16 protein-coding genes and 2 pseudogenes are annotated in these 22,802 nt (G+C 65.2%); 8 read left to right on the top strand and 10 right to left on the bottom strand.

The features are described from left to right. The 3 genes and pseudogenes from ltrA to WBL05_RS05845 form a co-directional block, all read left to right on the top strand. A partial coding sequence (gene ltrA / locus WBL05_RS05835) for a group II intron reverse transcriptase/maturase (protein WP_424224404.1) occupies positions 1 to 1,277 on the top strand: 1,277 nt, incomplete at its 5' end. A gap of 140 nt (positions 1,278 to 1,417) precedes the next feature. Continuing rightward, positions 1,418 to 2,203, top strand: coding sequence for an ISL3 family transposase (locus WBL05_RS05840; protein ID WP_424224454.1), 786 nt, complete (start codon positions 1,418 to 1,420; stop codon positions 2,201 to 2,203). Between the two features lie 11 nt (positions 2,204 to 2,214). Further along, positions 2,215 to 2,724, top strand: a pseudogene (locus WBL05_RS05845) (VC0807 family protein); the annotation flags it as partial. Between the two features lie 243 nt (positions 2,725 to 2,967). Here the strand turns inward: WBL05_RS05845 and WBL05_RS05850 are convergent. Further along, positions 2,968 to 3,567 (bottom strand): TetR/AcrR family transcriptional regulator, encoded by a 600-nt coding sequence (locus tag WBL05_RS05850; protein WP_424224406.1) that lies wholly within the window; start codon positions 3,565 to 3,567, stop codon positions 2,968 to 2,970. 363 nt (positions 3,568 to 3,930) lie between these two features. On the opposite strand from WBL05_RS05850, the gene WBL05_RS05855 reads away from it, so the two are divergent. After that, positions 3,931 to 5,412, top strand: coding sequence for a DHA2 family efflux MFS transporter permease subunit (locus WBL05_RS05855; protein WP_424224408.1), 1,482 nt, complete (start codon positions 3,931 to 3,933; stop codon positions 5,410 to 5,412). Positions 5,413 to 5,422: 10 nt separating this feature from the next. Here WBL05_RS05855 and WBL05_RS05860 read toward each other — a convergent pair whose 3' ends face one another. Further along, complete coding sequence (locus WBL05_RS05860) at positions 5,423 to 6,199, bottom strand: hypothetical protein (RefSeq protein ID WP_424224410.1); 777 nt, start codon at positions 6,197 to 6,199, stop codon at positions 5,423 to 5,425. A gap of 380 nt (positions 6,200 to 6,579) precedes the next feature. Between WBL05_RS05860 and WBL05_RS05865 the strand changes: the two genes are divergently transcribed. From WBL05_RS05865 to WBL05_RS05875, 3 genes and pseudogenes are all read left to right on the top strand, one after another. Then, positions 6,580 to 6,795 (top strand): hypothetical protein, encoded by a 216-nt coding sequence (locus WBL05_RS05865; RefSeq protein WP_424224411.1) that lies wholly within the window; start codon positions 6,580 to 6,582, stop codon positions 6,793 to 6,795. A gap of 3 nt (positions 6,796 to 6,798) precedes the next feature. Continuing rightward, positions 6,799 to 7,197 (top strand): annotated as a pseudogene (locus WBL05_RS05870) (dihydrofolate reductase family protein); the annotation flags it as partial. A 67-nt stretch (positions 7,198 to 7,264) separates the two neighbouring features. Next, positions 7,265 to 7,954, top strand: coding sequence for a DNA-processing protein DprA (locus WBL05_RS05875; RefSeq protein WP_424224412.1), 690 nt, complete (start codon positions 7,265 to 7,267; stop codon positions 7,952 to 7,954). Between the two features lie 37 nt (positions 7,955 to 7,991). On the opposite strand, the gene WBL05_RS05880 is transcribed toward WBL05_RS05875, so the two are convergent. From WBL05_RS05880 to mobF, 5 genes are all read right to left on the bottom strand, one after another. After that, positions 7,992 to 8,360, bottom strand: coding sequence for a sulfate permease (locus WBL05_RS05880; protein ID WP_424224413.1), 369 nt, complete (start codon positions 8,358 to 8,360; stop codon positions 7,992 to 7,994). Positions 8,361 to 8,582: 222 nt separating this feature from the next. Continuing rightward, a complete protein-coding gene (locus tag WBL05_RS05885) occupies positions 8,583 to 10,337 on the bottom strand; it encodes a ThiF family adenylyltransferase (protein ID WP_424224415.1) in 1,755 nt (584 codons plus the stop codon). Continuing rightward, on the bottom strand, positions 10,334 to 11,329 hold the full coding sequence (locus WBL05_RS05890; protein WP_424224417.1) for an SMODS domain-containing nucleotidyltransferase: 996 nt from the start codon (positions 11,327 to 11,329) through the stop codon (positions 10,334 to 10,336). Before WBL05_RS05890 ends, WBL05_RS05885 begins: the two co-directional genes overlap by 4 nt. Then, positions 11,316 to 12,407: a CBASS cGAMP-activated phospholipase gene (locus tag WBL05_RS05895; RefSeq protein WP_424224418.1), complete on the bottom strand. Its 1,092-nt coding sequence runs from the start codon at positions 12,405 to 12,407 to the stop codon at positions 11,316 to 11,318. The genes WBL05_RS05890 and WBL05_RS05895 overlap by 14 nt, the downstream gene beginning before the upstream one ends. Before the next feature lie 44 nt (positions 12,408 to 12,451). Then, a complete protein-coding gene (mobF, locus tag WBL05_RS05900) occupies positions 12,452 to 16,009 on the bottom strand; it encodes a MobF family relaxase (RefSeq protein WP_424224420.1) in 3,558 nt (1,185 codons plus the stop codon). A 286-nt stretch (positions 16,010 to 16,295) separates the two neighbouring features. Here mobF and WBL05_RS05905 point away from each other — a divergent pair, with 286 nt between their 5' ends. Further along, the gene (locus WBL05_RS05905; protein WP_424224421.1) at positions 16,296 to 17,168 is read left to right on the top strand and encodes a DNA cytosine methyltransferase; all 873 of its coding nucleotides are present in this window, start codon (positions 16,296 to 16,298) and stop codon (positions 17,166 to 17,168) included. A 221-nt stretch (positions 17,169 to 17,389) separates the two neighbouring features. On the opposite strand, the gene WBL05_RS05910 is transcribed toward WBL05_RS05905, so the two are convergent. The 3 genes from WBL05_RS05910 to brxL are packed head-to-tail and all read right to left on the bottom strand — an operon-like array spanning position 17,390 to position 22,789. Then, entirely contained in the window at positions 17,390 to 19,411 is a 2,022-nt protein-coding gene (locus WBL05_RS05910; RefSeq protein ID WP_424224422.1) for an ATP-binding protein, read from the bottom strand. Next, a complete protein-coding gene (locus WBL05_RS05915) occupies positions 19,404 to 20,669 on the bottom strand; it encodes a hypothetical protein (protein WP_424224424.1) in 1,266 nt (421 codons plus the stop codon). The genes WBL05_RS05910 and WBL05_RS05915 overlap by 8 nt, the downstream gene beginning before the upstream one ends. Continuing rightward, the gene (gene brxL, locus WBL05_RS05920; protein WP_424224426.1) at positions 20,666 to 22,789 is read right to left on the bottom strand and encodes a BREX system Lon protease-like protein BrxL; all 2,124 of its coding nucleotides are present in this window, start codon (positions 22,787 to 22,789) and stop codon (positions 20,666 to 20,668) included. Before brxL ends, WBL05_RS05915 begins: the two co-directional genes overlap by 4 nt. Positions 22,790 to 22,802 lie beyond the last annotated feature (13 nt).

Genomic DNA, 22,802 nt, shown 5'->3' on the forward strand with positions numbered 1-22,802 from the left:
CCGGGAACAAGGGGTCCAAGACTCCCGGGGTGGACCGTGTCACCGTGGCACGGATCAGTTCCGGGGTCGGGGTGGAGGAGTTCCTGCGAAACATTCGAGCCCAGTTGAGGGCTGGAGAGTTCAGGCCGGTGCCGGTGCGGCAGGTGATGATCCCCAAGGCCAGCGGCAAGCTGCGCAAGTTGGGCATCCCGACCGTGACCGACCGGGTGGTGCAGGCAGCTTTGAAGCTGGTCCTGGAACCCATCTTCGAGGCCGACTTCAAGTCGTGCTCCTATGGGTTCAGACCTAACCGGCGCGCGCAGGACGCGGTCGCCGAGATCCACCACTTCGCGAGCAAATCGTATGAGTGGGTGCTGGAGGCCGACATTGAGGCGTGTTTCGACATGATCGACCACACCGCCTTGATGGACCGGCTCCGGTGCAGGATCGGTGACAAGCGGGTGCTCGCGCTGGTCAAGGCGTTCCTGAAAGCGGGAGTGCTCACCACGGTGGGCACGACCGAGGGGACGATCACCGGCACCCCACAGGGCGGGATCTTGTCCCCGCTGCTGGCCAACATTGCCCTATCAGTCCTCGATGACGAGTTCACTCGCCGCTGGGACCATGAGATGGGCACGGCCGGAAAGCGGGCCTGGCGCCGTGACCACGGCAAAGCGTCCTACCGGCTGATCCGTTACGCCGATGACTTCGTCATCGTGGTGAAGGGTCAGCAGGAACACGCCGAGCAGTTGCGTCACGAGGTGGCAGACGTGCTGGCCCCGATGGGGTTGCGTCTGTCGCCGGAGAAGACCCGCGTGGTCCACATCGACCACGGGTTCGACTTCCTCGGTTTCCACATCCGACGGATGCGGAGACGAGGCAGCAACAAGTGGTACGTCTACACCCTGCCCGCGAAGAAGGCGATCGCCTCGATCAGACAGCGGGTGAAGACCATGACCTACAGGAACACCCTGCACCAGGACCCGGGATACCTCATGGACTATCTCGGGCGGGTGCTGCGGGGATGGGCGAACTACTTCCGGTATGCGGTGGCCAAAGCAACCTTCGCCGCGATCGACTCCTACACGTGGGAGCGGATCACGGCATGGCTACGCAAGAAGCACCGCCGACTCGGATGGCCGGAACTCCGCCGCAGGTACTGCCTGCCCGGAACCTGGCGCCTCGCTCACAACGGGAAGAGGTTCACCGGCGCCGCCAGCGTCCCGGTGACCAGGTACCGCTACCGCGGCTACCACATTCCTACCCCCTGGGACCGGCCAGCTGTCACCACCAGCTGAACCAGCCCTCTCTCATGGAGAGCCGGATGCGGTGAAAGTCGCACGTCCGGTTCGGCGGGCGGCCTGGGGAAACGGACCGGGAGCAATCCCGACACCGCGCCCCAGGCCGACCCAACTGGCACCACGTCAGCGAGTTCCCGATCGAAGATGGTGGCCGTGGGCCCAAGCAGCTGACCGGGATGGTCGACCTCACTCCCGATGAGTACGGCAACCCTAGGGCGCGGCTGCTGGACCTGGTGCCCGGCCGGTCCGGGAAGGCCTACAGCGACTGGCTCAAAGAGCGTGGCGAGGACTTCCGCGACGGTGTCGAGGTCGCCACCCTCGACCCGTTCCACGGCTACAAGAACGCCATCGACGACCAGCTCGAGGACGCCACCGCCGTGCTCGACGCCTTCCATGTGGTCAACCTCGGCACCCAGGCCGTCGACGAAGTGAGGCGCCGGGTCCAGCAGGAGATCCACGGCCACCGCGGCCGCAAGAACGACCCGCTCTACGGCATCAGGATGATCCTGCGCTGCGGCCAGGAGAAGCTCACCGACCGCCAGCGCGCACGCCTCGACAAGGCGATCGCCGCCGACGAACGTCACGACGAGGTGCTCGTCGCCTGGCTGTGTGCCCAACAGCTCCGGTCGGCCTACAAGGCCACGAGCCCGGTCGAAGGCCGGCGGATCGCCGAGAAGGTCCTCGCCAGCCTGCCGACCTGCCCGATCCCGGAGATCAAGCGACTCGGGAAGACCCTCAAGCAGTGGCGGGAAGCGTTCCTGGCCTACTTCGACACCGGCCGCGCCAACAACGGCGGCACCGAAGCGATCAACGGCCTGATCGAGCTCCACCGCCGCATCGCCCGCGGCTTCCGTAACCGCGAGCACTACCGGCTACGCATGCTGCTCATCGGCGGCGGACTCGCCCACCCCCACCTCAGGTAGGAAGAGCCGGATTCGGGCCCACGACAGCGCTGCTCGTCGGAGTCGCACTGGGTGCAGCCCGGATGATCTACACGGTCGTTCGAGCCAGGCGGGTCGAGCCGCTCTCAGCCCTGGTGGTCCTCCTCCTGCTCGCTGGCACCGTGGTTGGCCTGCTCGACGGTGATCCCCGGGTCGTGATGGCCCGGGGAAGTTGGGTCACTGTGGTCGTGGGGTTGTGGCTTCTCGGCTCGCTCCTCGCCACACGCCCGGCGGTGTTCACCGCGACGATGCCGTTCCTGCCGGCCGCGACCGCGACGGAGTGGGAGGACGCATGGCAGAACGAGCCGAGGTTCCGATCTCTCATGCGCCGGATGACCCTCGCCTTCGGCGCGGCGTTCCTCATCGACGCAGGGGCGCGCCTGGTGATGGCGTTCACCCTGCCCCTGGACAGCGTTCCGGTTCTGAGCAGTCTGTTGCTCGTGGCCATGCTGGGATGTGTTGTCCTGCTCGGCAGACACCTGGCGCGGCGGCCCGCCACTTAACCGAGCAGAGCCGATGGGTAGCACGCGGATCTAAAAGTGGGCCGTCACCCCACGTCGCCAGGGGTGTGAGAACTTGGGCCAGAAGTTCTCGGCCACACCGGGCACCCGTCCCTCGGACTGGGATGAGCGGCACTGTCTGCCGCTGGCGGAACGCACCGAGGACCTGTCCCGCATTCCCTATGTGTCACATGGCTCGAACCGGGTGCTGCGGCAACGGGGACTTGGAGATGTGGCGGCGGTTGCTCAGGCCGCAGTGACCCGCGCGTGGGTCGCCATTCCGGCCAGGAAGGTGTCCACTTGGGCGTGGGCGATGTCGCGTTGCTCCTGAAGCGGTAGCCCGATCGGCAATGGGCGCCCGAAGCGCAGCACGGCATAGACGATCTCCTCAGCCCCGCGGGCAGCGTTGATCTCCCCATTGGCGCGGGCGGCGTCAACCAGTGCGGACATGAGGGCCTCGGCGCGGACTCGGCGGTCGGGCCAGCTGGGTGACTCGAGTAGGGGGTAGATGATGCTCAGGGCGCCCAGGCCGACGTCGATCGAGGAGTGCAGGTAGCGTCCCAGTGCGCCCTGCCCCTCGGCGGTTTCGGCAAGCGCCCTTTCTCCCGCCTCGATGGCGCGGTCGAGCAGGTCGAGTGCGACCGCCATGAGGAGGTCCTGCTGGCTGGGGAAGTGCCTGTAGATCGTGCCGATCCCCACCCCGGCTCGGTGGGCGATGGAGTCGCGGGTCGGCTCGCCACCAACCTCGAGCACGAGGTCGATGGTGGCATCCAGAAGCCGCCGCCGATTGCGTCGTGCGTCGGCGCGACCCGGCGCCCTCTGCTCGATGCTCTCCCTCGCCGGCATAAACGGAGACTAGCACTCCGTGTCACTTGCCTGATCCCCTCAAAGCGGAGTAGGATCCTCCGATTGTGGTTTCCCCTGTCGTGCGCAGGGGGCTGCCGCCGGAGCGGAGGAGGGGTGCTCTGTCTGAGGTTGAGGGCCGACGCTCCTAGCGCTGCACCCGTCCAATGACACCGAGCTAGGAGGGCATTCGGTGAGAAGGCCTACTGCAGCGGCGTGGTCGTCAGGCGCTAGTGCCGAGGCGAGTAGACCCGCAAGCTCCTGGGAAGTCCGATTGCCCGCAGCAGGGACCTTTGCGCCCGCCATCACGAAGGAATTGGTTTGTCTGTCTCTTTGGCTCGTTCTGGCCCATCTCGGCTGACCGTGGTGTGGACGGTGGTCCTCGGTGCGGTCATGGTGCCGGTCGATGCGACCATCGTGAACGTCGCGATCACGAAGCTGGCGGCCGCGACGGGGGCGTCGCTGCCGGTCATCCAGTGGGTGAGCACCGGGTATGCGTTGGCCTTGGCCACCGTCCTCCCGGTGGCGGCGTGGTTGATCAACCGGTTCTCGTCCCGGACTGTGTTCCTCGCCGCGGTCGCGGTGTTCGCGGCCGGCTCAGCTTTGGTCGCGGCGTCGTGGAATGTGGAGTCTCTCATCGCCTTCCGGGTCGTGCAGGGCTTGGCCGGCGGGGTGGTCACCCCGGCGGCGATGACCCTGGTGCTGGGCTCGACGCCGCCGGCGGAGCGGGGTCGGGCGATGGCGCTGCTCGGGCTGCCGCTCATGCTGGGCCCGATCCTTGCGCCGGTCCTCGGCGGGTGGCTGCTGGACACCGTGTCCTGGCGGTGGATGTTCCTGATCAACCTGCCGATCGGTGCCGCCGCCATAGGGCTAGGCATGCGGAACCTGCCCGCACTAACGGCGACCCCACAGGGCCGGCTGGACTGGCGCGGCCTGGCGCTGCTGCCTCCCGCGTTGGCCGCCCTGGTCTTGGGGACCTCGCTCATGACCCCAGGCGCCCTCCCGCCCACCGTGGTTGTCCTGTTCGCGGTCGGCGCGGTCCTCATCACCGCGTTCGTGGTCCATGCGCTACGGGCCCCGGCACCGTTGCTGGACCTGCGACTGTTCGGTGACCGGCTGGTCGGCGGGGCGGCCGCTGTCCTGTTCCTGTACACGGGGGCCACCATGGCCGGGCTCATCCTCATGCCCCTGTACTGGCAGGTCGCCCAGGGCGAGCCCGCCCTGACGACTGGCCTGCTCATGGCCCCGGCCGCAGTCGTGGCCGCCGCGGTGATCCGATCCTCTGGGACCCTCATCGACAGCCGCACCCCGCTACAGGTCATCGGCGCCGGCATCGCGCTCTCCCTGCTCGCCCAAGCCGGCCTCGCCATCGCGTTCACCGCCGGCGCAGCCACCTGGATGATCGCGGCCCTGTGGGCACTGCACTCCCTCGGGTCGGCGTTCGTCATCATGCCCGGCTCCACCACCGCCGTCCGCCACCTCACCGGCCCGCAGGTCCCCTCTGCCACCACCGCGCTGCAGGTAAGCGCCCAAATCGCCGCAGCAGCTTGCGTCGCCGCCGTCTCGGTGCTGCTCACCGCCCGGCTCGGGGTGCGTCTGCCCACGGGGCCAGCGACCGTCGCCGAGCTGGCCGCACTGTCCCCGACCGCCCGCGCCCAGGTCGGCCCGCAGGTCGCGGCGGCCTTCGGTGACGTCGCCTGGCTGCCGACTGCGCTCATGCTCGCCGCCGGCCTGCTCGCCCTGGTCGTCTTTCGCGGCATCCCCGCACCTCAGGCCCACCGGGTGACGGCCTCCTCGGTGGTCCCCGTCGCCGAGGAGTCGGCGACGGAGGGGACCACGCGCCCGTGACCGGCTCGGCTTACCTGTCGTATGTTGTGAAGGAGACCCGTTGACGGCGCCGCCCGTGTTCGACCTGCCCACCCGTTTGGCCGCCAAGGCAGGCGACGATCTGACCGGGGCCGACGAGGCCCACTTCACAGCCATGGCTGCGGCCCTGGACGAGATGACCGCCGACCTGAAACGGCAGCTCGACCAGCTCCGGCAGGCTCCCGCCCGGGCCGGGCAGGAGTTGCTCGAACGCGACCTGCAGACCCAACGGCTGGCCGCGCGCCTGCGGCTGCTGGGACGCTACCGGCTCGATGTGTGTCTGGGCCGGATGGTCACCACCGACGGCCAGGTCGTCTATGTCGGGCGGGTCGGGATCAAGGACACCACCGGCGGGCAGCTGCTCGTGGACTGGCGTTCCCCGGCCGCCGGACCGTTCTTCGCGGCCACCTTGGCTCAGCCGATGGGTCTGGCCAGCCGGCGCCGATACCGCTGGGCAGGAGGCCAGATCGTCGACTACTGGGACGAGCTCTTCACACCGGGTAGCGCCCGCGGGCTCGCCCCCGATCGTGACTCGGCGCTGCTGGCCAGCCTGGCCCAGGCCCGCACCCCCCGGATGCAGGACGTCCTCGGCACGATCGCGGCCGACCAGGACGCCATCGTCCGAGCCGACGCCCACGGCCCGCTGCTCGTGGACGGCGGCCCGGGGACGGGCAAGACCGTCGTCGCGCTGCACCGCGCGGCCTACCTGCTGTATGCCGACCCGCGACTGGCCCGCGGCGGGTCCGGAGTGCTGGTCCTTGGCCCGCACCGTCCCTACCTGTCGTACATCGCCGACGTGCTGCCCAGCCTCGGCGAGGACGGGGTCCAAGTCGCCACCCTGACCGACCTGGTCCCCGAGGCATCCACGGCTGCGCCAGAACCCGACCCGGCCGTCGCCGACCTGAAGGCCCGCACCGACATGGTCGCCGCGATCGAACCCGCTGTCGCGCTCTACGAGGAGCCCCCGACCGATCACGTACAGGTCGAGACCCCCTGGGGCAGCGCCACCCTCTCGCCCCGTGACTGGGCCGACGCGTTCGCCGCCGTCGAGCCGGGCACCCCGCACAACGAGGCCCGAGGCCAGATCTACGCGTCCACGTCCAGCTCGACCTGGCGGACGTCGCCGAGAACGAGTTCATCGAGGGGGTCATGCGCGTCACCGGGCGGCTCCAGGACGGCATCGAGCCGTTCGAGACCGGCCTGCGAGTCGAGTTCCACGACGAAGCCGACGGCCGCACCCGCATCGAGATCCGCCAGTGGCTCCCCGGCCGTATCGCGGCGTCGGCCGAGCAAGGGTGGCGAGAAGCGTTCGCCAAACTCGACGTCGCGCTCGCCCGCGCCGGTGCCGCACAGGTCGAGGTGTAGGACATGGCCAAGCTCATCTACATCAACAACGTGTCCCTCGACGGCTACTTCGAGGACCGGCACGGCGTCTACGACTTCGGATCGATGGACGACGACGTGTTCACTGCGTACATCGGCCTGTTGCGAACCGTGGGGACCTTCCTCTACGGGCGCCGCCTGTACGAGACGATGGCCCCCTGGGAGACCCTGCCCGCCCTGGCCGCACAGTCGTCCCTCACCGCGGAGTTCTCCGACGTCTGGAAAGCGCCACGCAAGATCGTCTACTCCTCAACCCTGGCGACGGCACAGACAGCCAACACCAGCATCGAACGCACCTTCGACACCACCGCCGTACAACAACTGAAGGCCGACGCCAGCCGCGACCTCACAGTGGGAGGCGCCAACCTCGCATCACAAGCCCTCAACGCCGGCCTCAGGAGTCCGAGCCCTGATCCCCGGCGACGCTCATTGGCCCGGTGCCCTCAACGACTTGGGGGAAGCTGCACCGTACGTGCTGTGGGTTCGCGGCGCGTCCTCCTTCCTGTCTCGTCCGTTGCGCGACTTCGTGACGATCACCGGAGCGCGGGCGTCTACCTCGTACGGGGATCATGTAGCTCGCGAGCTCGCTGCCTCCGTCGCTGCTGACGACCGAGTTGTCGTTGCCGGGGGTGCCTACGGGATCGAAGGAGTTGCACATCAGACTGCTCTCGCAACCGGCGGCGATACCATCGCCGTTCTCGCCAACGGGGTTGACCGGCCTTACCCTGCTGGGCACCGCGACCTTCTCGACCGCGTGGCAGATGGGGTGCTGGTCAGCGAGGTTCCGCCAGGTACTGTTCCAACCCGACATCGCTTCATCGCTCGGGCGCGCTTGATGGCGGCGCTCTCGTCGGCGACGGTTCTTGTCGAGGCCGGATTCCGCTCGGGCTCGCTGGCGGTGGCGCATCGCGCCTCGGAGCTGGGTCGAGGAGTGGGAGCAGTCCCCGGGCCGGTGACGAGCGCATCGAGTGCGGGACCGCACAGTCTGTTGCAGACCGGCGTCGCGTGGCTGGTGGCCGATTCGGCAGACCTTTCGGGTCTCGCGGAACACCAGGGCTCGCGTCAGGCGTCGGCGTTGCGAGCGGAACTTGGCGGGGGTCAGGCTCGACGGTCCGCATCCGAGCCCGCACGGACCCTTTAGGGATGATCTACCCAGTGCGGCAGGCTGGCACCCGAGGTCAGTGCTCACTGCGAGCAAACTCGGGCAGCGCTGCCGCGCCGCCACTCTCGCGCTGACGCCGCGCACGGCGTTCGCGAGCGCGAACCTTCACGAGCATCACGAGACTCATTGGACCGAAGAGCGTCATCTTGAGCGCGTTCCATATGCAGACCAACACGACGAGGTGAAGCCACCCGGGGCCGCCGTCGCCGATGAGGGTGGTGCACCAGTGGGCGACAGCCACGTAGGGAACAGCCAGGAGCATCGCTGGGATGCCCCACTTGAGTCCCTGCCTTGTGCGGAGCAGATCAAGGACGATGTTGCTCGGCATGTAGCGCCGGAGGAAGTATCGGACCTCGATGCTCGTGGTCCACAGTAGGCGGATCATGATGGGCTCCTCTCAACACGCGCCTGCTTCGTCGAGACGGTGCGTGGAGAGCGACCCGAAGGTCTGCCGCGAACGGCCCAAAGGTAAGGAGAAATCCGCCTCAACCTCAAGCCTACGTCGGTGCAGTGGTATTGGAAAGGGGGCGCCCGGGTCTGGCGTCCAGGCTGCGCCCCCTAGCGTCGGCTCGCGAACGGCGAGGACGCGCGGCAGATCGGGCGACCGCTACCTAGGATTGTCCGCCGGGAGCGGAACGAAGTGGTGCCTTGGCCCCGATGGCGCGTGAGGCAGAGCGATGAGGTGCGTTCCCGAGACGATAGGCGGTGTCTGCTGTAGGTGGAGGCCGATCATGTTCACGAGCGTTGCAGCCACGGCGGCGAGGTCTGCGGCTGAACCGTGGAAGGTGGGTACGGAGCACCCTCGCGTTGGGATCAGTTCGTCACCGTCGGCCGCTTCTTGCCATAGCGGATGGTAGAGCTCAAGTCCACCTTCAGCGAGTACGGTATTCCCTGCGCGCTCGTCGATAGCAGATGGCGTGAGCTCGGAATCGGGTGCGCAGATGTTGGCGATGCCGACGGTCCCGGAGCCTGCGTCCGTAGCCACCTGAGCGATGACAGCCTTCCGCTCCACACCAGCAAGCGCGTCGAGGCAGGTCGTGACGCTGTGGCTCACGGTCGCATCGACGATGAGATCAGCCGCGAGGGCATCAACCGAATCGGGCATGCTCCCCTCGGCGACAGTGACGCTGAGGTCATCACGAACCGCCCGAAGCCGCGTAGCCAGAGCGTCGGCCTTCGTCCGACCGATGTCGGCCTCCGTGTAGTTCTGTCGCACGAGAAGTCCGCCAGTGACGACGCCGGGGTCACAGACAGTGATGTGGGTGGCTCCAGCGCGCGCAATGAACTCAGCCACCCATGACCCCAGACCACCGCACCCCCAGACATGAACAGACTTCCCCTGGAATCCGTTGACAGGACGGTTGTCGTCGCGTCGGGTAGTAACTGCTTCTCGTTCGTCTGACATGTTGCACCATTCGATGGGGATGTCGGCGTTGATGATCGCTGGATCGAGGTTGATTGCGGTGCCATGCCTCCGGGCGATGCGTCGCAGGGCATCGGCGATCGTGGCAGGAAGGCGACCGCCGAGCAGGTGATGCGGCCCACCTGCAGGGTGGGGTACAGCAAGCACAAAGTACTGCCCGCTGCCATCGGCGTTCCGCAGACTACTGGAAAGTAGGGAGGTCATGAACGCGGGCGACTGAGGTGACACTCGTGGTGGGCGTCCTTCGACTCGATCGAGGTACGGATCGTCCAGCAGTGTGAGAAAGAGCGCGAAAGTCGAGGCCGCGCCGAAGGGCAGGTCGCTGGCGAGCGTGAAGACGGGCGCGCGAAGTCCATCCCCGCCGGTCGAGTACGTGAGATCGTACCGATGAGCTGAGCGACGGATGAGCTGAGCGATCTGTCGCGGTTTCGTCGGTCCTGACTCGCGGACGACGATGGTGGGCGTGTCGACCGCGTGGTGAAGCACGCCACCGACTGCGTGATACATCGCGGTCGAGGCGTCGAACACTCCGCCAGCGGCGTCAGTGAGCCATTGCCACAGTCGGCTGAGGAGCCCGGCCATCCCATCGGATGGGCGCCACTCGCGCGAGGGATCGAGGTAGATACAGAGCCGCTGGCCTTGGAGGACGTGCGGGAACCCGAGGAAGCGAGCGTGGTCAACTTCGATACTCGGAGGCAGGAACAGCGAGGCGTGAATCCTGACGATGAACTCTTCGTCGTCGCCGAGTGTCAGCCCGCCCGGGCAGCGCGGGATGTCTGCGGTATGAAGTCGGATTCGGAGAGAGGCGTCGCCGACCGGGTCGAGTTGAGGTTGCTGAACGATCCGGACCTCACCGGAGTGCCCCCTGGTGAGCGCCTTCAGTTCGTCAACGAGTTGCTTCTGCCAGGCCGACAGCGTGGCCCGGTGGTGGCGGCTCATCCTGCGCGACCAGACCGCCCCACGGTGGAAGCGGCTGCTGGAGTTGCTGCCGGGAACTTCGAGTTGCTAGACGCCGTGGTCGGTGCCTTGAAGCCGTCACCGAAGATGCCCTGCCATAGTTCGATGCTGCGCTCCTTGTTCTCCTCCTCGTACGCCTCCGTGATCTCCGCGGCGTGGACATGGATGCGGTCTCGGAAGTAGCTATAGGTGGACTGCTCCCACCGATGGTCGAACGTCACACCGGACCCAGACGGGTCCGGAATGGACGGCTTGGTCGGGCGGTCTTGAAGCCAGGCGTCGAGGTCGTTGACGATGTGCAGGAGTGCGGTCGGGACGTCGCTGTAGTAGTTCGGATCGATCAGCGTGCGCAGCGCAGTGACCTGCTCGCCGAGCAGCGTCGTCAGCAGTATGGAGCGAGTGCCGGTGAAGGAGTTCTTGTGGTCCCGCAGGTACTTCATCAGTCGGATGACCTTGCGGAGGTTGCCCTTCGCAAGCGAATCCTTCTCCTTCATCCAATCCGTGAACCCCTGAGGGTTGGTCAGTTCCCAGTCGTTGTCGTCACGGTTCACGATGACCTCGCGTCCGTCGGCGAGGTTCAGATGCGGAACGATGTCCAGGTGCATTGAGTTCGCGTAGACGAGCCGAACGCAGCGACACTTCCGTGAGTGCGGCATGTTCCCGTAGGTGCTATGCCGGTGCAGCGCCGCGTAGACCGCCTCGATGTACTGCTTGGGGTCGTCAGCCCAGTCCGGGTTCTCGCTCACGTTGAGCATGAAGTCCGCATCGAACTCGTTGTTGCCGACGGGGTTGATGATGGTCCTGTGAGCCCATGAACCCTGGGGCGTCTTGCCCTGGATGAGCGAGCCGATCTGATCGTCGGCCTTTAGTGCCTTGTAGACCGACTCAACTCGCGAGTCAAGTAGATCCAGTTTTACCTGGCCGAGGTTGACGGTGTCCTTGAGCAGGACATTGAAGTAGTCAGTGAGCTTCATCGGAGACCTCCGTGATCGACTTGCTGGTCGGGTCGCCGCGATGTGGGTCTCCGATCAAGGATGTGTACTCGGGTGCGCGATGAGTCGCGAACCGCTCGGTGTAGATGGGGCTGAGTTCGCGACTGACGGACGCCGCGAGACCGGCAAGGTCGTGTGGGTCGGCTGAGTCGAGTGCATACAGATCGCCTGGGACTCGCGCGTCGAACCTGGTGTAGGCGGACCTACCGATCAGATGCTCTGCGATGCCTTGTCCTCCTCGGCTCCCGGCGTTGAGAATGAGTGGCGCGATCGGCTTCGCCCAGTTGAACAGCCCACCGCGGTCAAGTCGCTTGGGGTGGTTTGTGAGTTGGTCGATGGTGCCCACGTTGAGGACGCTGATCGATCCCAGTGGCACGTTGAGCATGCTCACGGCCTCAGCGATGGCGACGACGGAGGGGTTGTTGGCCCACACCCCGCCGTCGATAAGGCGCTGCCCGTCTACGCGTGCGGCCGGGAAGTAGATTGGCGCCGCCGAGGTCGCCATCGCGATGTCGACCATCGGAATGCGCCAGTCCCGGGTCAATCTGATGTGATGGGGAGTCTTGAAGATGTGCACGGCGCCACGCTGGACGTCCCACGATGGGATGACTAGGCGCTTCGTGCTTTCGCCGAGCGTTCGATCCCCGAGCACTTCCGTCAGTGCCGATCGCAGCACGTCACCGTCATAGATCGGCGCGGTCAGCTGGCGCGGCCGCCGCCAAAGTCGTCTCCGCGAAACTGGGAAGACGGTCTTTACCAGCGCCTCGTAGTGACTGACGATCTCGCCCGGTGTGAGGCCCGCCCCCAGTCCGAGCGCCACGATCCCGCCTGCTGAGGTCCCTGCGATCAGATCAAATGAGTTGCTGATGCTGATGCCGAGGTCCTGCTCCAGCCTGGCGAGCACATGGGCGGTGAAGAGCGCCTTAGCGCCGCCACCATCCAGAGCCAGTATCTGGAACCGGCCCGAGTCCAGCTCGGGCCGGAGTTGGGTGCTGACTTCGTGCAGAGCACGCGGCACGTCGCCAGCGGCATCTGACGGATTTGCACGAACTACACCCATGTAACTATTCTATGTCGCCGCTCCGACACTGCCTCGGGCTCAGGTCACAGCGAGGGACCGAGTGACCTCTGCAAGACAGGTCGAGGCTCGCTACGTTGCGCGCGGGCACCAGCGGCTTCGGCGGCCTGCGTGACTGCGGAACGCGCTCGGGCAGCGTCGATCCTCTGCGCCTCGGACACGGGCGGTGCTCCGAGCGGCGGCTCGTCGGTGATGCGGTAGCGGTCTCGGTACGCGGCGACCACCCTCGCCGCCTTCCGCCATACTTCTGCTCGCCGTGCATCGCTGGGTGATGCACCAAGTGCTCTCGTCCAGGGTGCCTTGTCGGTGAGAGCGGCGTCCAGGACGGCATCTGCGCGGGCTTCGATGAGTGCTTCTCGTTCGTCGAGCGCGGCTCGCATCTCACCGTCACGCACTTCTCTCGCGCGTGGGATGAGCCCTGCGATTAGCTTGGGCGCTTTGCGGGCTCGTCCTGATCCGGCGGGGTGTGCGGTGGCACGGGCAACTCGGTAGTGGAGGACGGCGGCGATGTCGTCGGCGTCGGCGAAGCCGCGGGCCTGGATGAGGCGTGACAGCAGGGTCTCGATGTCGTGGTGGTTGGCTTCGGCGCGGCGGAGTTCTGCGGTGAGAGGGCCGAAGGCTTCGGACTCAACCGCGGCTTGGGCTTGCTCGACGGTGAGGCCGGACGCGCGGACGAGGGATGCACAGCGGTCGTGTTGTGCGGCCGCGGCGATGGTCTCGTACTCAGCGGCGAGTTGCGCGATCGACCTCCACTGTTCCTGCTCGGCTTTGATCGTCTCGTGGGCCGACAGTTCTGCGCCGACGTGCTGGAGCACTCCGGTCAAGACGCTGCGACTGGACGCGTTCGGGTCATCGCCGGGGTGCGGCTGCTGGTGATCGTCGGCACGGTCGAGGATCACGTAGGCGTGGTTCGAGGCTCGGCCTCGGGTCATGGAGACGTAGAAGTTCTCCCTGGTCGCGGTCGGCTCGACCAGCACGTGAGCGGTGTCGGTGGTGACGCCTTGGGCTCGGTGTGCGGTGATGGCGTATCCGAGATCGACATGCTCGGCGACGTATGCGGAGGGCAGGACGATCGCGCCACCGTAGGAGCGGCCTGGTCTGCGGATCGTGAGGCTGCCGTCGCCTCGAACGTCGGTGATGGTCCAGATGTCGCCGTTGCGCACCCAGTCGTTGCCGTTGCCGGCCGTGATCTTCCGGTCGTTGTGGCGGGTGATGACGGTGTCCCCAATGCCCGCATGGGTTCCGTCGTGCAGCTCGACCTCTTGATCCTGGGTGAGGGTCTCGTCGATGAGGAGGTCAGCGCGAGCGCGTTCGTTGAGCGCGGTCACTTGTTCGCGGGTTTCGGCGATCAGGACGGTGATGTGTCCGGCGTCTCGGTCGGCCAGCCAGGCGGTGTAGGCGGCGTCGGTCATGGTCTCGGTGTCGCCGTCTTGGATGCGGCCGTGGGCGAGGTAGGTGTCGATCACTGTGGTGTGGCCGTGGCGCAGGTCGAGGGAGGCGAGCTTCTCCCACGGCTGGTGGAAGCGGTGGACATCAATGAGTTCGACAGTGTCAGTGCGGTCGTGGGCGAGCATCGAGAACGCACCCCCGGCATCCACCGACTGAAGCTGGGCATAGTCACCAACGAGCAGCACCTTCGCACCCGTCTGTTGAGCGAGGCCAGTGATCCGGTCCAGGGAGAGAGTGCCGGCCAGGGAGGCTTCGTCAACGATGACCAACTGCCCGGCGGTGAAGGTGTGCCCTTTGGTGAGGTGGTTTTGCCACCACATCGCGGTGTTCTCGGTGGCGATCCCGAGATCGTCGGCGAGGACCTGCGCGGCCACCGCCGACGGGGCGAGCCCGACCACGGAGCCTTTGCCGTGCTCGGCTTCCCATGCACGGCGGAGCGCGTTCATCGCGGTGGTCTTGCCCGCCCCGGCGGGACCGACGAGCACGTCGAGCACCCGACCCGACACTGCGATCCGCGTCAACGCCTCGGCCTGATCCTCACCCAACACCAGCCCGTCCGCGTCGGGCTTGCGGGCGATCTTCTCGACGGTCGCGAGGGTGACGGTCGGGCCAGTGAGGTCACGGGAGCGGTCGAGCAGCCGGTCTTCCGCAGCGAGCTGGCCCTCGGAGGTGAAGACCGCGGAGTTGACCGGACGGAACACCGAGGTGCCGTCGTCGCGCCGGAACACGACTGGCGAGAGCGAGAGCTCGGGCGGTGTGAGCCGAAGGGATGCGAGCTGGGCGGCGTCGGTGACCATCGCGATCACCGATTCGCGGTCGTTCATGGTGGCGAAGCGCCAGCCCATCGTCTGCCTCGCGGCTTCGGCCATGAGGTTCCACCGGCGCCAGGTCGAACGCTTCTCACCAACTGTTTCGACGACGGATCGGCCGATGTCGCGGATCACGTCAAGAGGGATGTCGTCGGCACGCAGCAACAACGGTCCGTCGTTGTCAGTCGCGTCCATCGCCCACCGGGTCGCATCCCGGCCAAGGACCGTGGTGGCTCGAGTTCGCCACTCCTCGGTCAGATCAGCCAGAGACCGGACCTGCTTGTCCGGTCGCGTGGAGAGCGTGGCCTGAGCGCGGAGCTTCATCAACGCTGCTGGTGTTGGGCGGCGACCGCGCGCGGCGACGTACTCGTCGATGAGCCGGTCGGTCTCGATGTCGATATGGCGCGCGCGGCTGGAGAACTCGCTCACCAGGGTCTCCGGCACGGCGGTGATCGCCCAGGCAGGGTTGCGGTCGCGGCCCATGTCGCGGGCCTCCCATTCGACGCCGAAGATGCGGGTCATGTGGTCCGCGAACACCGCCTCATGCAGCTCCGAGAGCGCGACGACGGCAGCGTGCATCGGCCTGCCATCCAGTGAGCGCCACTTCCCATCGAGCTTCGTCTTGGCCTTGTTGCTGATGACGACATGGGTGTGGAGGTGGGGGTCGCCCGCGCGGGAGTCGAAGTGATCGAACGCGGTCGCGATCAGCCCCTCGACATCGACCTGCGCAACGGCCCCGTCACCTGCGGTTGCACCGGTACGGGTAGCCGCAACGTCCCGTTCCATGAACGCAACCACCTCCGCAACCGCACGGTGATGCGCAGCCCCGATCATCGCCTGCACCCCTGCATCAGCGACGGCCCAGAGCACGCTGGCGGACTTCGGGATCGAGAACGTGAAGTCGAACCCGGCCACCGCACGACGCCCAGCCCGCGCGTTCTCCTCAGCCACGATCAGCGCGACGGCCTCACCCTTCGCGCCAGGCGTCAGCGTGGCATCGAGCTTCGCGATCCGGGCCTCGATCCGCTGCTCTGTCGTCTTGAAAGCGGGGAATGCGAGCCCGAGTTGCTTGCCGGTGATCGGATCGCAGCCAGAGCCCATGAGGAGCTGGAGTTGGTCTTCGGAGACGCAGTCGCCGACGACCAACTCGCCCTTGCCGAGCGAAGCAACGCCGTTGCCGAGCCACCGGCCTGGTGGGGTGCCTTCCTCGATGAAGTAGCGGGTCAGCGGCGTCGAGAGAGACCGGTCTCCGTCGGCGGCCGCGACGGTCTTCAGCAGGTACTTGTAGCCATCGCCCGCGCTCATCACGCGCATCGAAACCGTCATCGCTGCCTCCCGTCCTGACGAGCAGGTGAGCACCAGAGAACCGCTCCCGAACGCCACTGCCCAGGGGCTCTACCTCGACCTGCAAGAGGCGTGTCCTCTCAGGAGGTGGGTCCGAGAGACGAACGGCCTGGGTAGTCGGAATCGGTACGGCGGGCGTTCGAGTGACGGTGAGGCCCGACGTGATGAGGGCAGCAAGGCGTGGCCTGCTCGTGCACCTGACAGGTGACCAGCCCGGCATCAGAACTCAAAGAACTGGAGTCGGGGTCGCCCGTCATTCGGAGCCCTCATGCACGACAAGGAAGACCAGCCGCCGCGACTCAAGATCGGGTCGCTGTTCAGCGGCTACGGCGGCCTCGACCTCGCCGCCGAACACGCCTTCAACGCCGAAACCGTGTGGTTCTCCGAACTCAACGAACCCGTCTCCGCCGTCTTCTCGCGCCACTGGCCGGGCGTCCCGAACCTCGGCGACATCACCACCATCAACTGGCACGAGGTCGAGCCCGTGGACATCCTCATCGGCGGCTTCCCCTGCCAAGACGTATCCACCGTCGGCAAACGCGCAGGCCTCGCGCCCGGCACCCGCTCCGGCCTGTGGGCGCACATGGCCGAAGCCATCGACACACTCAAACCCGAATGGGTCGTCATCGAGAACGTCCGAGGGCTGCTGTCCTCCCCAGCGACGCGACCGACCACAGAAGGAGACCGGAATGACTCACGCAACCCCGGCGACGCAACCCCCGACGGCGCAGCCGTTCGCGAGCTGGAACCCGACCCGTGGCATCTGGGAGACAACGCAGCTCGACCTCTACGGGCTCACGGCGCCGTTCTCGGCGATCTGGCCGACCTGCGGCTGGATGCACGATGGATCGGCCTACCGGCTTCCCTTGTCGGCGCTCCTCACCACCGCCTCCGCATCTTCATCCTCGCCCACCGCACGCTTCCGCACCCCACTCGCGACCGACTCCTCACGCGGCGGCGAGACCCTCGACCAGGTACGGGCAAGGCGAGGGACGATCGCGCTCTCGCACCAGATCATCGACTTCGCTCTCCACGGACCGCATGGCTCACCGACCAAGAGGCGCGAGTCGGAGACACTGTGGTCCCTGATCGACGGACTGTTCAACGCTGGGGACGCTACGCCGACGCCATCGCCCGCTGAGAACACATCACCGGACGCCCCGCCCCGGCCCCGGCGCTCCTGAACGACACCGACGGACCTCGCCCCGCGCCAGCGTTCGTCGAGTGGCTCATGGGGCTACCGGCCGGATGGGTCACTGATGCTGGCGAGCTGACGCAGAACCAGCAGATCACCGCCCTCGGAAACGGAGTGCTTCCGCTTCAAGCGTGCTCAGCCCTCCGATCCCTCGTGGGTCCAAAGGCCTAGAACGGCGGGTCTTCGCTGCTCCAGGGAGAGGGTTCGGACTCCGGCTGGGCGAATGGTGGAGCGTCGTCTCCGAGCGCTTCGGGAGAATCCAGCGCTGAGAGCGGCGCTTCTTCCAAGGGCCTCAGCCAATCGGCAGCGATAGACATCGTCCGGCTGTTGGGCTCCGTTTCCGGTGCAAGAGGGCTGATCCTCACGATCACCGGCACCTGCGCTGATACGCCAGCGACCACGCAGACGCCTCTTGGAAGGATGGGTAACTGTTCGAAGGACACCCGGTCCAGATAGGAGACCGCCTTCTCAATCGCCAGCACATCGAGATTGTTCACAAGACGGTGAAGGAAGTAATTGTGGAGCTGCGAAATGATCGTCGGTGAGATGTCGTGGGGGCGCTGGCTGGCCAGCGTCAAGAACACCCCAAACTTGCGGCCCTCCTTGACGATCTCTTCGAACGTCTCAAGTCGGTAGTCGCGCCAAGCCTCGCTCTCGCGTGATGATTCCAAGGACAATATATTGTGAGCTTCGTCGATAATGAGGTTTAGGTACCGCGCGTTGGTTGGGTCTGTCTCCTTCTTTAGATCGTAGAGATGCTTGCACAGCAGCATCGGGATCACCTTGCGCATCGACAAGTTGACATCACGCAGCGACACAACCGTCAAGGGCGCATCGTACTGGTCGCCGTCGTCCTCAACCGTGATCAGCTTCTTGATGTCGGGCACTCGGGTTTCAAGACGCTTGATCAGAGGCGACAGGTGCTCGCGGTTGGAGAAGCCACTGATGATGTCGTTGTAGTACTGGAGCACGATCTTGAAGCGAATCAGGTCGATCCCCGGCTCGATCGTCGAAAAGTCGATCGGGAGAGCCACGATCTTGTCCTTCGTCAGTGACTCCCAGGTTGAATGATCGGGATCGACGTAGTTGGTCCATTCTCCCCAGAAGAATTTTCCCTGCGTCGCGTTGTAATGGAGGTTCGTCTGGAAATCTTCGATCACGGCGGCCAACTCTTGGGGTGCCGTCGAGCCGAGACAGGTCTGGACCTCAGCCAGGAGGTTCAGTAGCGTCTGTCGGTCGACGGACTTGTCGCTGCTCTTCGTGGCGCGGAGGACCATGTCGCCAAGAACGGTCGAAAGGTCGTTGGGGTCTGCGAGCCGTCGATCCCAGTAGTCGCTGTTGAGGACGCGCGCGAGGAATGGGGCCTGTGTCTTCTCTGTGGCGTCGAGGAGTACCGTCCAGAAGGCGAGGTCGCTGACCGCGTTCGATGGAAGCGGTAGACGTGGACCACTACCGCTACGAGTGCTTAGCGCGTACTCGCGCTTATTCGCATCACTCGTCATCACAGAAGTGGAGCGGTTGTCCCCGCCCGAAGCGTCGCGGTTGAGGTACTCCCCATTGAAGTCAATCAGAACGAACTGTGACCGTTGGCGGAAGGTATCCAATGCGCCGTATCGCGCGAACAGTTCGTGGTAGAGCTTGGCCAGCGTGTACGACTTGCCGCTGCCAGTGTTGCCGAAGATTCCAACGTGGCTCGCGAAGATGGAGTTCACACCCACGGACACGCTCTGTGTCGGTTCCATCGCGAGGACACCCACCTCGATGGGCGTGTCTGAATCTTCGACGAAGGAGTGGATGAGTCCAAACTCAGCCTCCGTGAGGATGAAGCACTCGTTGTCGAGGAGAGGCAGCTCTCGTACTCCCCGCTCGAAGCGCCCGCCCTCGATATACCCGATCAGACTGACCTGGAGCCGGCGGTTCATCGGATCGACTCCGCGCTTGTAGATGGGGGACGCGCTGCGATCCTGTTCGATGAGCTCGCCGTCGACCTTGGCGATCAGTTCCGAAAACCCCTTGGTGATCTTGAGGTAGCCTCCGACCGCGACGTTGCGGACGATGCCGCCCTGAAAGAGCAGGTGCGCGCCGTTCTTGAGCTTGTCGACGGCCACGTGAACCTGCCTTCCCTCGACCGAGACGACGCGACCAACCCGGAAGACATCTTCCTGCTCAACAGCGTCGCCCTCAAGCATCAGCGTTCTCGCCCGACGAGATACGGATACCAAGCTCGATCCGCTGGTCCGGCTCGGCGAACTTGTCCGCAATGATCGGAGCGAAGTAGTCGCGGGTCACAGCGTCGAGAGTCGCTTTGATCTCGTCATTACCGTCCTCGGGAACCGCGGGAACGATGAAGAGAATGTTGCTGTTTTTGACGTCGATGTCGGGGACCAGCTTCTGGTACTCCGCACGATCGGCCCGGCCGTAGCAGAAGACAATCACTTGGAGTGTCGGATTCGCGCGAGCGGCACGCAGCACAACGTCACGGAGGTGCTCATCTCGGAAGGAAAAACCGTGAACGAACAGGACACTATTCTCCTTCTCCAACTCATTAGCGAATCGGCGGATCAACTCGTAGTAGGTCTCGTTCAGGACAGTTGTGGCGAACTTCCGCTTGTCAGGGTTGACAATGCCGAGCTTGTCGTATGCGGTGACGAATCCGCGAACTGCGTCAGGCATTGGTCCCGAGGTTGCCTTCGCGACGAGGTCTGTCGCATCCACCTCGGCCGGGCTGCTGATTGCGATGAGGTGTTCACGTGCTGCAGCGAGCGCCGTCTTGACCTCGGAGACGACAGTCAGTCCGTGGTCGAACGTTATCTCGGTCCGTCCCGCGACTCCAATCTCGTGGCGCCATGCGGCCGAGCCATGAAGCTTCAAGAGGTTGAACACCGGCACCTCTGATCGCTGCTCGAACCTGCTAGACATGCGGAGGCGGATGGTGTTGAAATCGCCAAGGTCAAATCGAGGTCGAATCTTGCCGCTGAAGCCATCGCTGAAGTCGAGCCCCATCTGCTCCATTGCGACCTCGAAAACCATGTCGATGTTCGTCGTAAAGATGTTGGCTTGCCTGGCAAGTATGGAGCTGTGACGCTTGAGAAGAATGCGGTTGATAGTCCGCAGGAACTTGGCGTACGAGGTCAGAACGGATTCTGCGTCAGCATGGCGCTCAACGACCTTTAGATTCGGCACGAGTACTGAGTCGAAGAAGTATGCGTAAATGGACGCCCGGACGACCGTCTTCAGGTCGTTGTCCGCAGTTGATTCAGCGAGTTCCGTCAGCGCCTCTTCCACGTTTCCAAGCAGACCGAAGAACGATGAAGGAGTACCTGCGCCAATCAGGAAACTCAGGTGGGAGTCCTGAACGATCGTACGAAGGCGCTCCGGACTGAGGCTGTCATCAGAGTTGCCCAACACGGGTCTATGTGGGATCCCGTTGATGCTGATGTCGGTCATGAGCCACCGTTGCCTTCGTTGATGTAGGTGATGCCGAACGCGAAGACCTGGCGGAACTCTTGGCGTCGGGAGCCGAGGTCGTACGGGCTGCCGGAGCCCTTCTGGAAGATGTCGAGTCCTCGGCCAAGGAGGAGCTTCCATCCGTGGTCGGTGCGGATTGACCTGTCGTGGATGGTTTCGTCCCAGGTGACCGTGAACTGGATGCCTGCGGTGGCGGCGCTGTCTTGGATGTCCTTGAGCATGAGGAGGTGCTGTTGCCCGTACTCGCCTCGGACTTCCTTGGTCACGAGCGTGACGGTGATTTCGTCGGCGGGGTCTTTGGAGGCTGCCAGTAGAGCGAGCAGGTCGACGAGGTTGCGCCCTTGGTGCGGCAGCCGGATGTAGGGGTCGACGATGGTGATGTCGCTTGCACCGCGGAGGTACGGCATGAGCAGCGCTTCGTAGGAGACTCCGCGTTGGTTCTCCTGGAACTCTCGGTGTCCCTCGAATAGTTGAGGCGCCCGCTCGTCCGATGGCTGGATCGCCGTTGTGGGCTCCGTGTCGGCGGTGTCAGCCTCAGCGGTCGAGGCTGCGTCGTCGGCCTGGGGCGATCGCGCTTGGTAGTAGTCGGGGTACTCGTCTTCTTCGAGGGTGGTGACGCCGTGCCAGGTGCCGGTTGTGTCGCTGTAGCCGAAGTTGACGGCGGCCATGGTGGTGTCGATTCGCAGGATTTGGTCCTTGACGCGCTTGCGTCCTTCGATGGCGAAGCGGAGCAGTTCCTCGATCTCGGCTGGGGTTGCTTTGCCATCGGGGTAGATGAGCTTCATCAGGCCGGAGAAGGTCTTGTGGATGCCGTCGCGGTCGCGGGTGGAGATGTCTGAGCCGAGGGTGAAGTGCTGCTGGTAGCGGTCGGAGTAGTCGGTGTTGCGCATCGACCGCAGCACTTCGGCGATGTAGTCGACGACGAAGCCGTAGCCGGCGGAGAACATCTCACTGCGGATGGTGTCTACCTCCCAGCCGGGGATGTAGAAGTGGAGCCGGTCGAGGTAGGCGGAGTCGTGGTACGCCTCGGGCAGTTCGTCGAAGAGGTCGGAGTGCTTGAGCATGTAGGGCACGTTGTGCGAGGTGTTGCCCACGAACACCATCGATGCTTCGGCGCCGAGTGTCTCCACCCCACGGGAGAACGACTTGTTCGCCATGTAGTTCTTCATGATGTCGACGAGTGCTTTGTCGGTGCGCTTCTTCTTTCCGGCGAACTCGTCGAACGCGACAACATCCCAGTAGCCGACCAGGCCGATGCGGCCGTTGGCGTTGTTGACGAAGAGCTTGGGGACGGTGACCTCGCCACCGGAGATCAGCATGCCGTGGGGCGAGAACTCGGAGTAGATGTGGGACTTGCCGGTGCCCTTCGGCCCGAGCTCGACCAGGTTGTAGTTGCGCTCAACGAACGGGATGAGGCGCACGAGCTGCAGGAGCTTTGCACGGCGGCCGAACATCTCGGGGTTGAACCCGATGGACTGGATCAGCAGGTCGATCCACTCTTCCGTGTTGAATCCCAGGCGTGATTCGAGGTAGCCCTCGTAGTCGAAGCTCGACATCTGGATCGGCTTCAGGCTCCCAAGTATCCACGGCACAACGCGAGCGTCGTCGCTGTGGAAGTACTCGATGTCGCAGATGCACCACACGCCGCCGACGAGCAGCTTCGGGTTCGCCTTCACGGTCGCCGGTTCGACGATCACACCGCTGAGGCCCAGGTTGGCGAACGATGCCTGGTACACGTCCTGCTTGTCGTTCAGAGTCACGGTCACCTTGTCGATGATCCGGTGGCGGCCCTTCTCGCGGATGGTGGACTTCACCAGTTCGGACTCGTTGCGGTGTACGTAGTGGTCAGCGAGAATCTTGCGCACCGCGTCGATACCGGCCTGGATCGTCGCCTCGTCGTCGGACGCGGCGTACTGGCCGAGAAGGTACTCCAGCACGTAGGAGGGGACGATCGCGTTGCCCTTGACGGCTTTCACGAGGTCCTTGCGCACGACCGAGCCGCCGAACAGCAGGTTGATCTTGTAGTCGAGGTCGCTCTGCTGCGGTGTACTCGTCGCGGCGTCTGGTTCTTCGCCGGGATGGTTCTGGGTGTCCGTCATGGCTGCTGCTTCC

The organism is Brooklawnia sp. (assembly GCF_049651565.1).
Lineage (GTDB): Bacteria > Actinomycetota > Actinomycetes > Propionibacteriales > Propionibacteriaceae > Brooklawnia.

What these genes read in the sequence shown, in the direction of transcription:
- WBL05_RS05880 (WP_424224413.1), bottom strand. Translation starts at nt 8,360, where the DNA reads ATGATCCGCCTACTGTGGACCACGAGCATCGAGGTCCGATACTTCCTC.
- WBL05_RS05910 (WP_424224422.1), bottom strand. Translation starts at nt 19,411, where the DNA reads ATGCTTGAGGGCGACGCTGTTGAGCAGGAAGATGTCTTCCGGGTTGGT.
- WBL05_RS05895 (WP_424224418.1), bottom strand. Translation starts at nt 12,407, where the DNA reads ATGGGTGTAGTTCGTGCAAATCCGTCAGATGCCGCTGGCGACGTGCCG.
- brxL (WP_424224426.1), bottom strand. Translation starts at nt 22,789, where the DNA reads ATGACGGACACCCAGAACCATCCCGGCGAAGAACCAGACGCCGCGACG.
- mobF (WP_424224420.1), bottom strand. Translation starts at nt 16,009, where the DNA reads ATGACGGTTTCGATGCGCGTGATGAGCGCGGGCGATGGCTACAAGTAC.
- WBL05_RS05850 (WP_424224406.1), bottom strand. Translation starts at nt 3,567, where the DNA reads ATGCCGGCGAGGGAGAGCATCGAGCAGAGGGCGCCGGGTCGCGCCGAC.
- WBL05_RS05890 (WP_424224417.1), bottom strand. Translation starts at nt 11,329, where the DNA reads ATGAAGCTCACTGACTACTTCAATGTCCTGCTCAAGGACACCGTCAAC.
- WBL05_RS05915 (WP_424224424.1), bottom strand. Translation starts at nt 20,669, where the DNA reads ATGACCGACATCAGCATCAACGGGATCCCACATAGACCCGTGTTGGGC.
- WBL05_RS05905 (WP_424224421.1), top strand. Translation starts at nt 16,296, where the DNA reads ATGCACGACAAGGAAGACCAGCCGCCGCGACTCAAGATCGGGTCGCTG.
- WBL05_RS05865 (WP_424224411.1), top strand. Translation starts at nt 6,580, where the DNA reads ATGCGCGTCACCGGGCGGCTCCAGGACGGCATCGAGCCGTTCGAGACC.
- WBL05_RS05885 (WP_424224415.1), bottom strand. Translation starts at nt 10,337, where the DNA reads ATGAGCCGCCACCACCGGGCCACGCTGTCGGCCTGGCAGAAGCAACTC.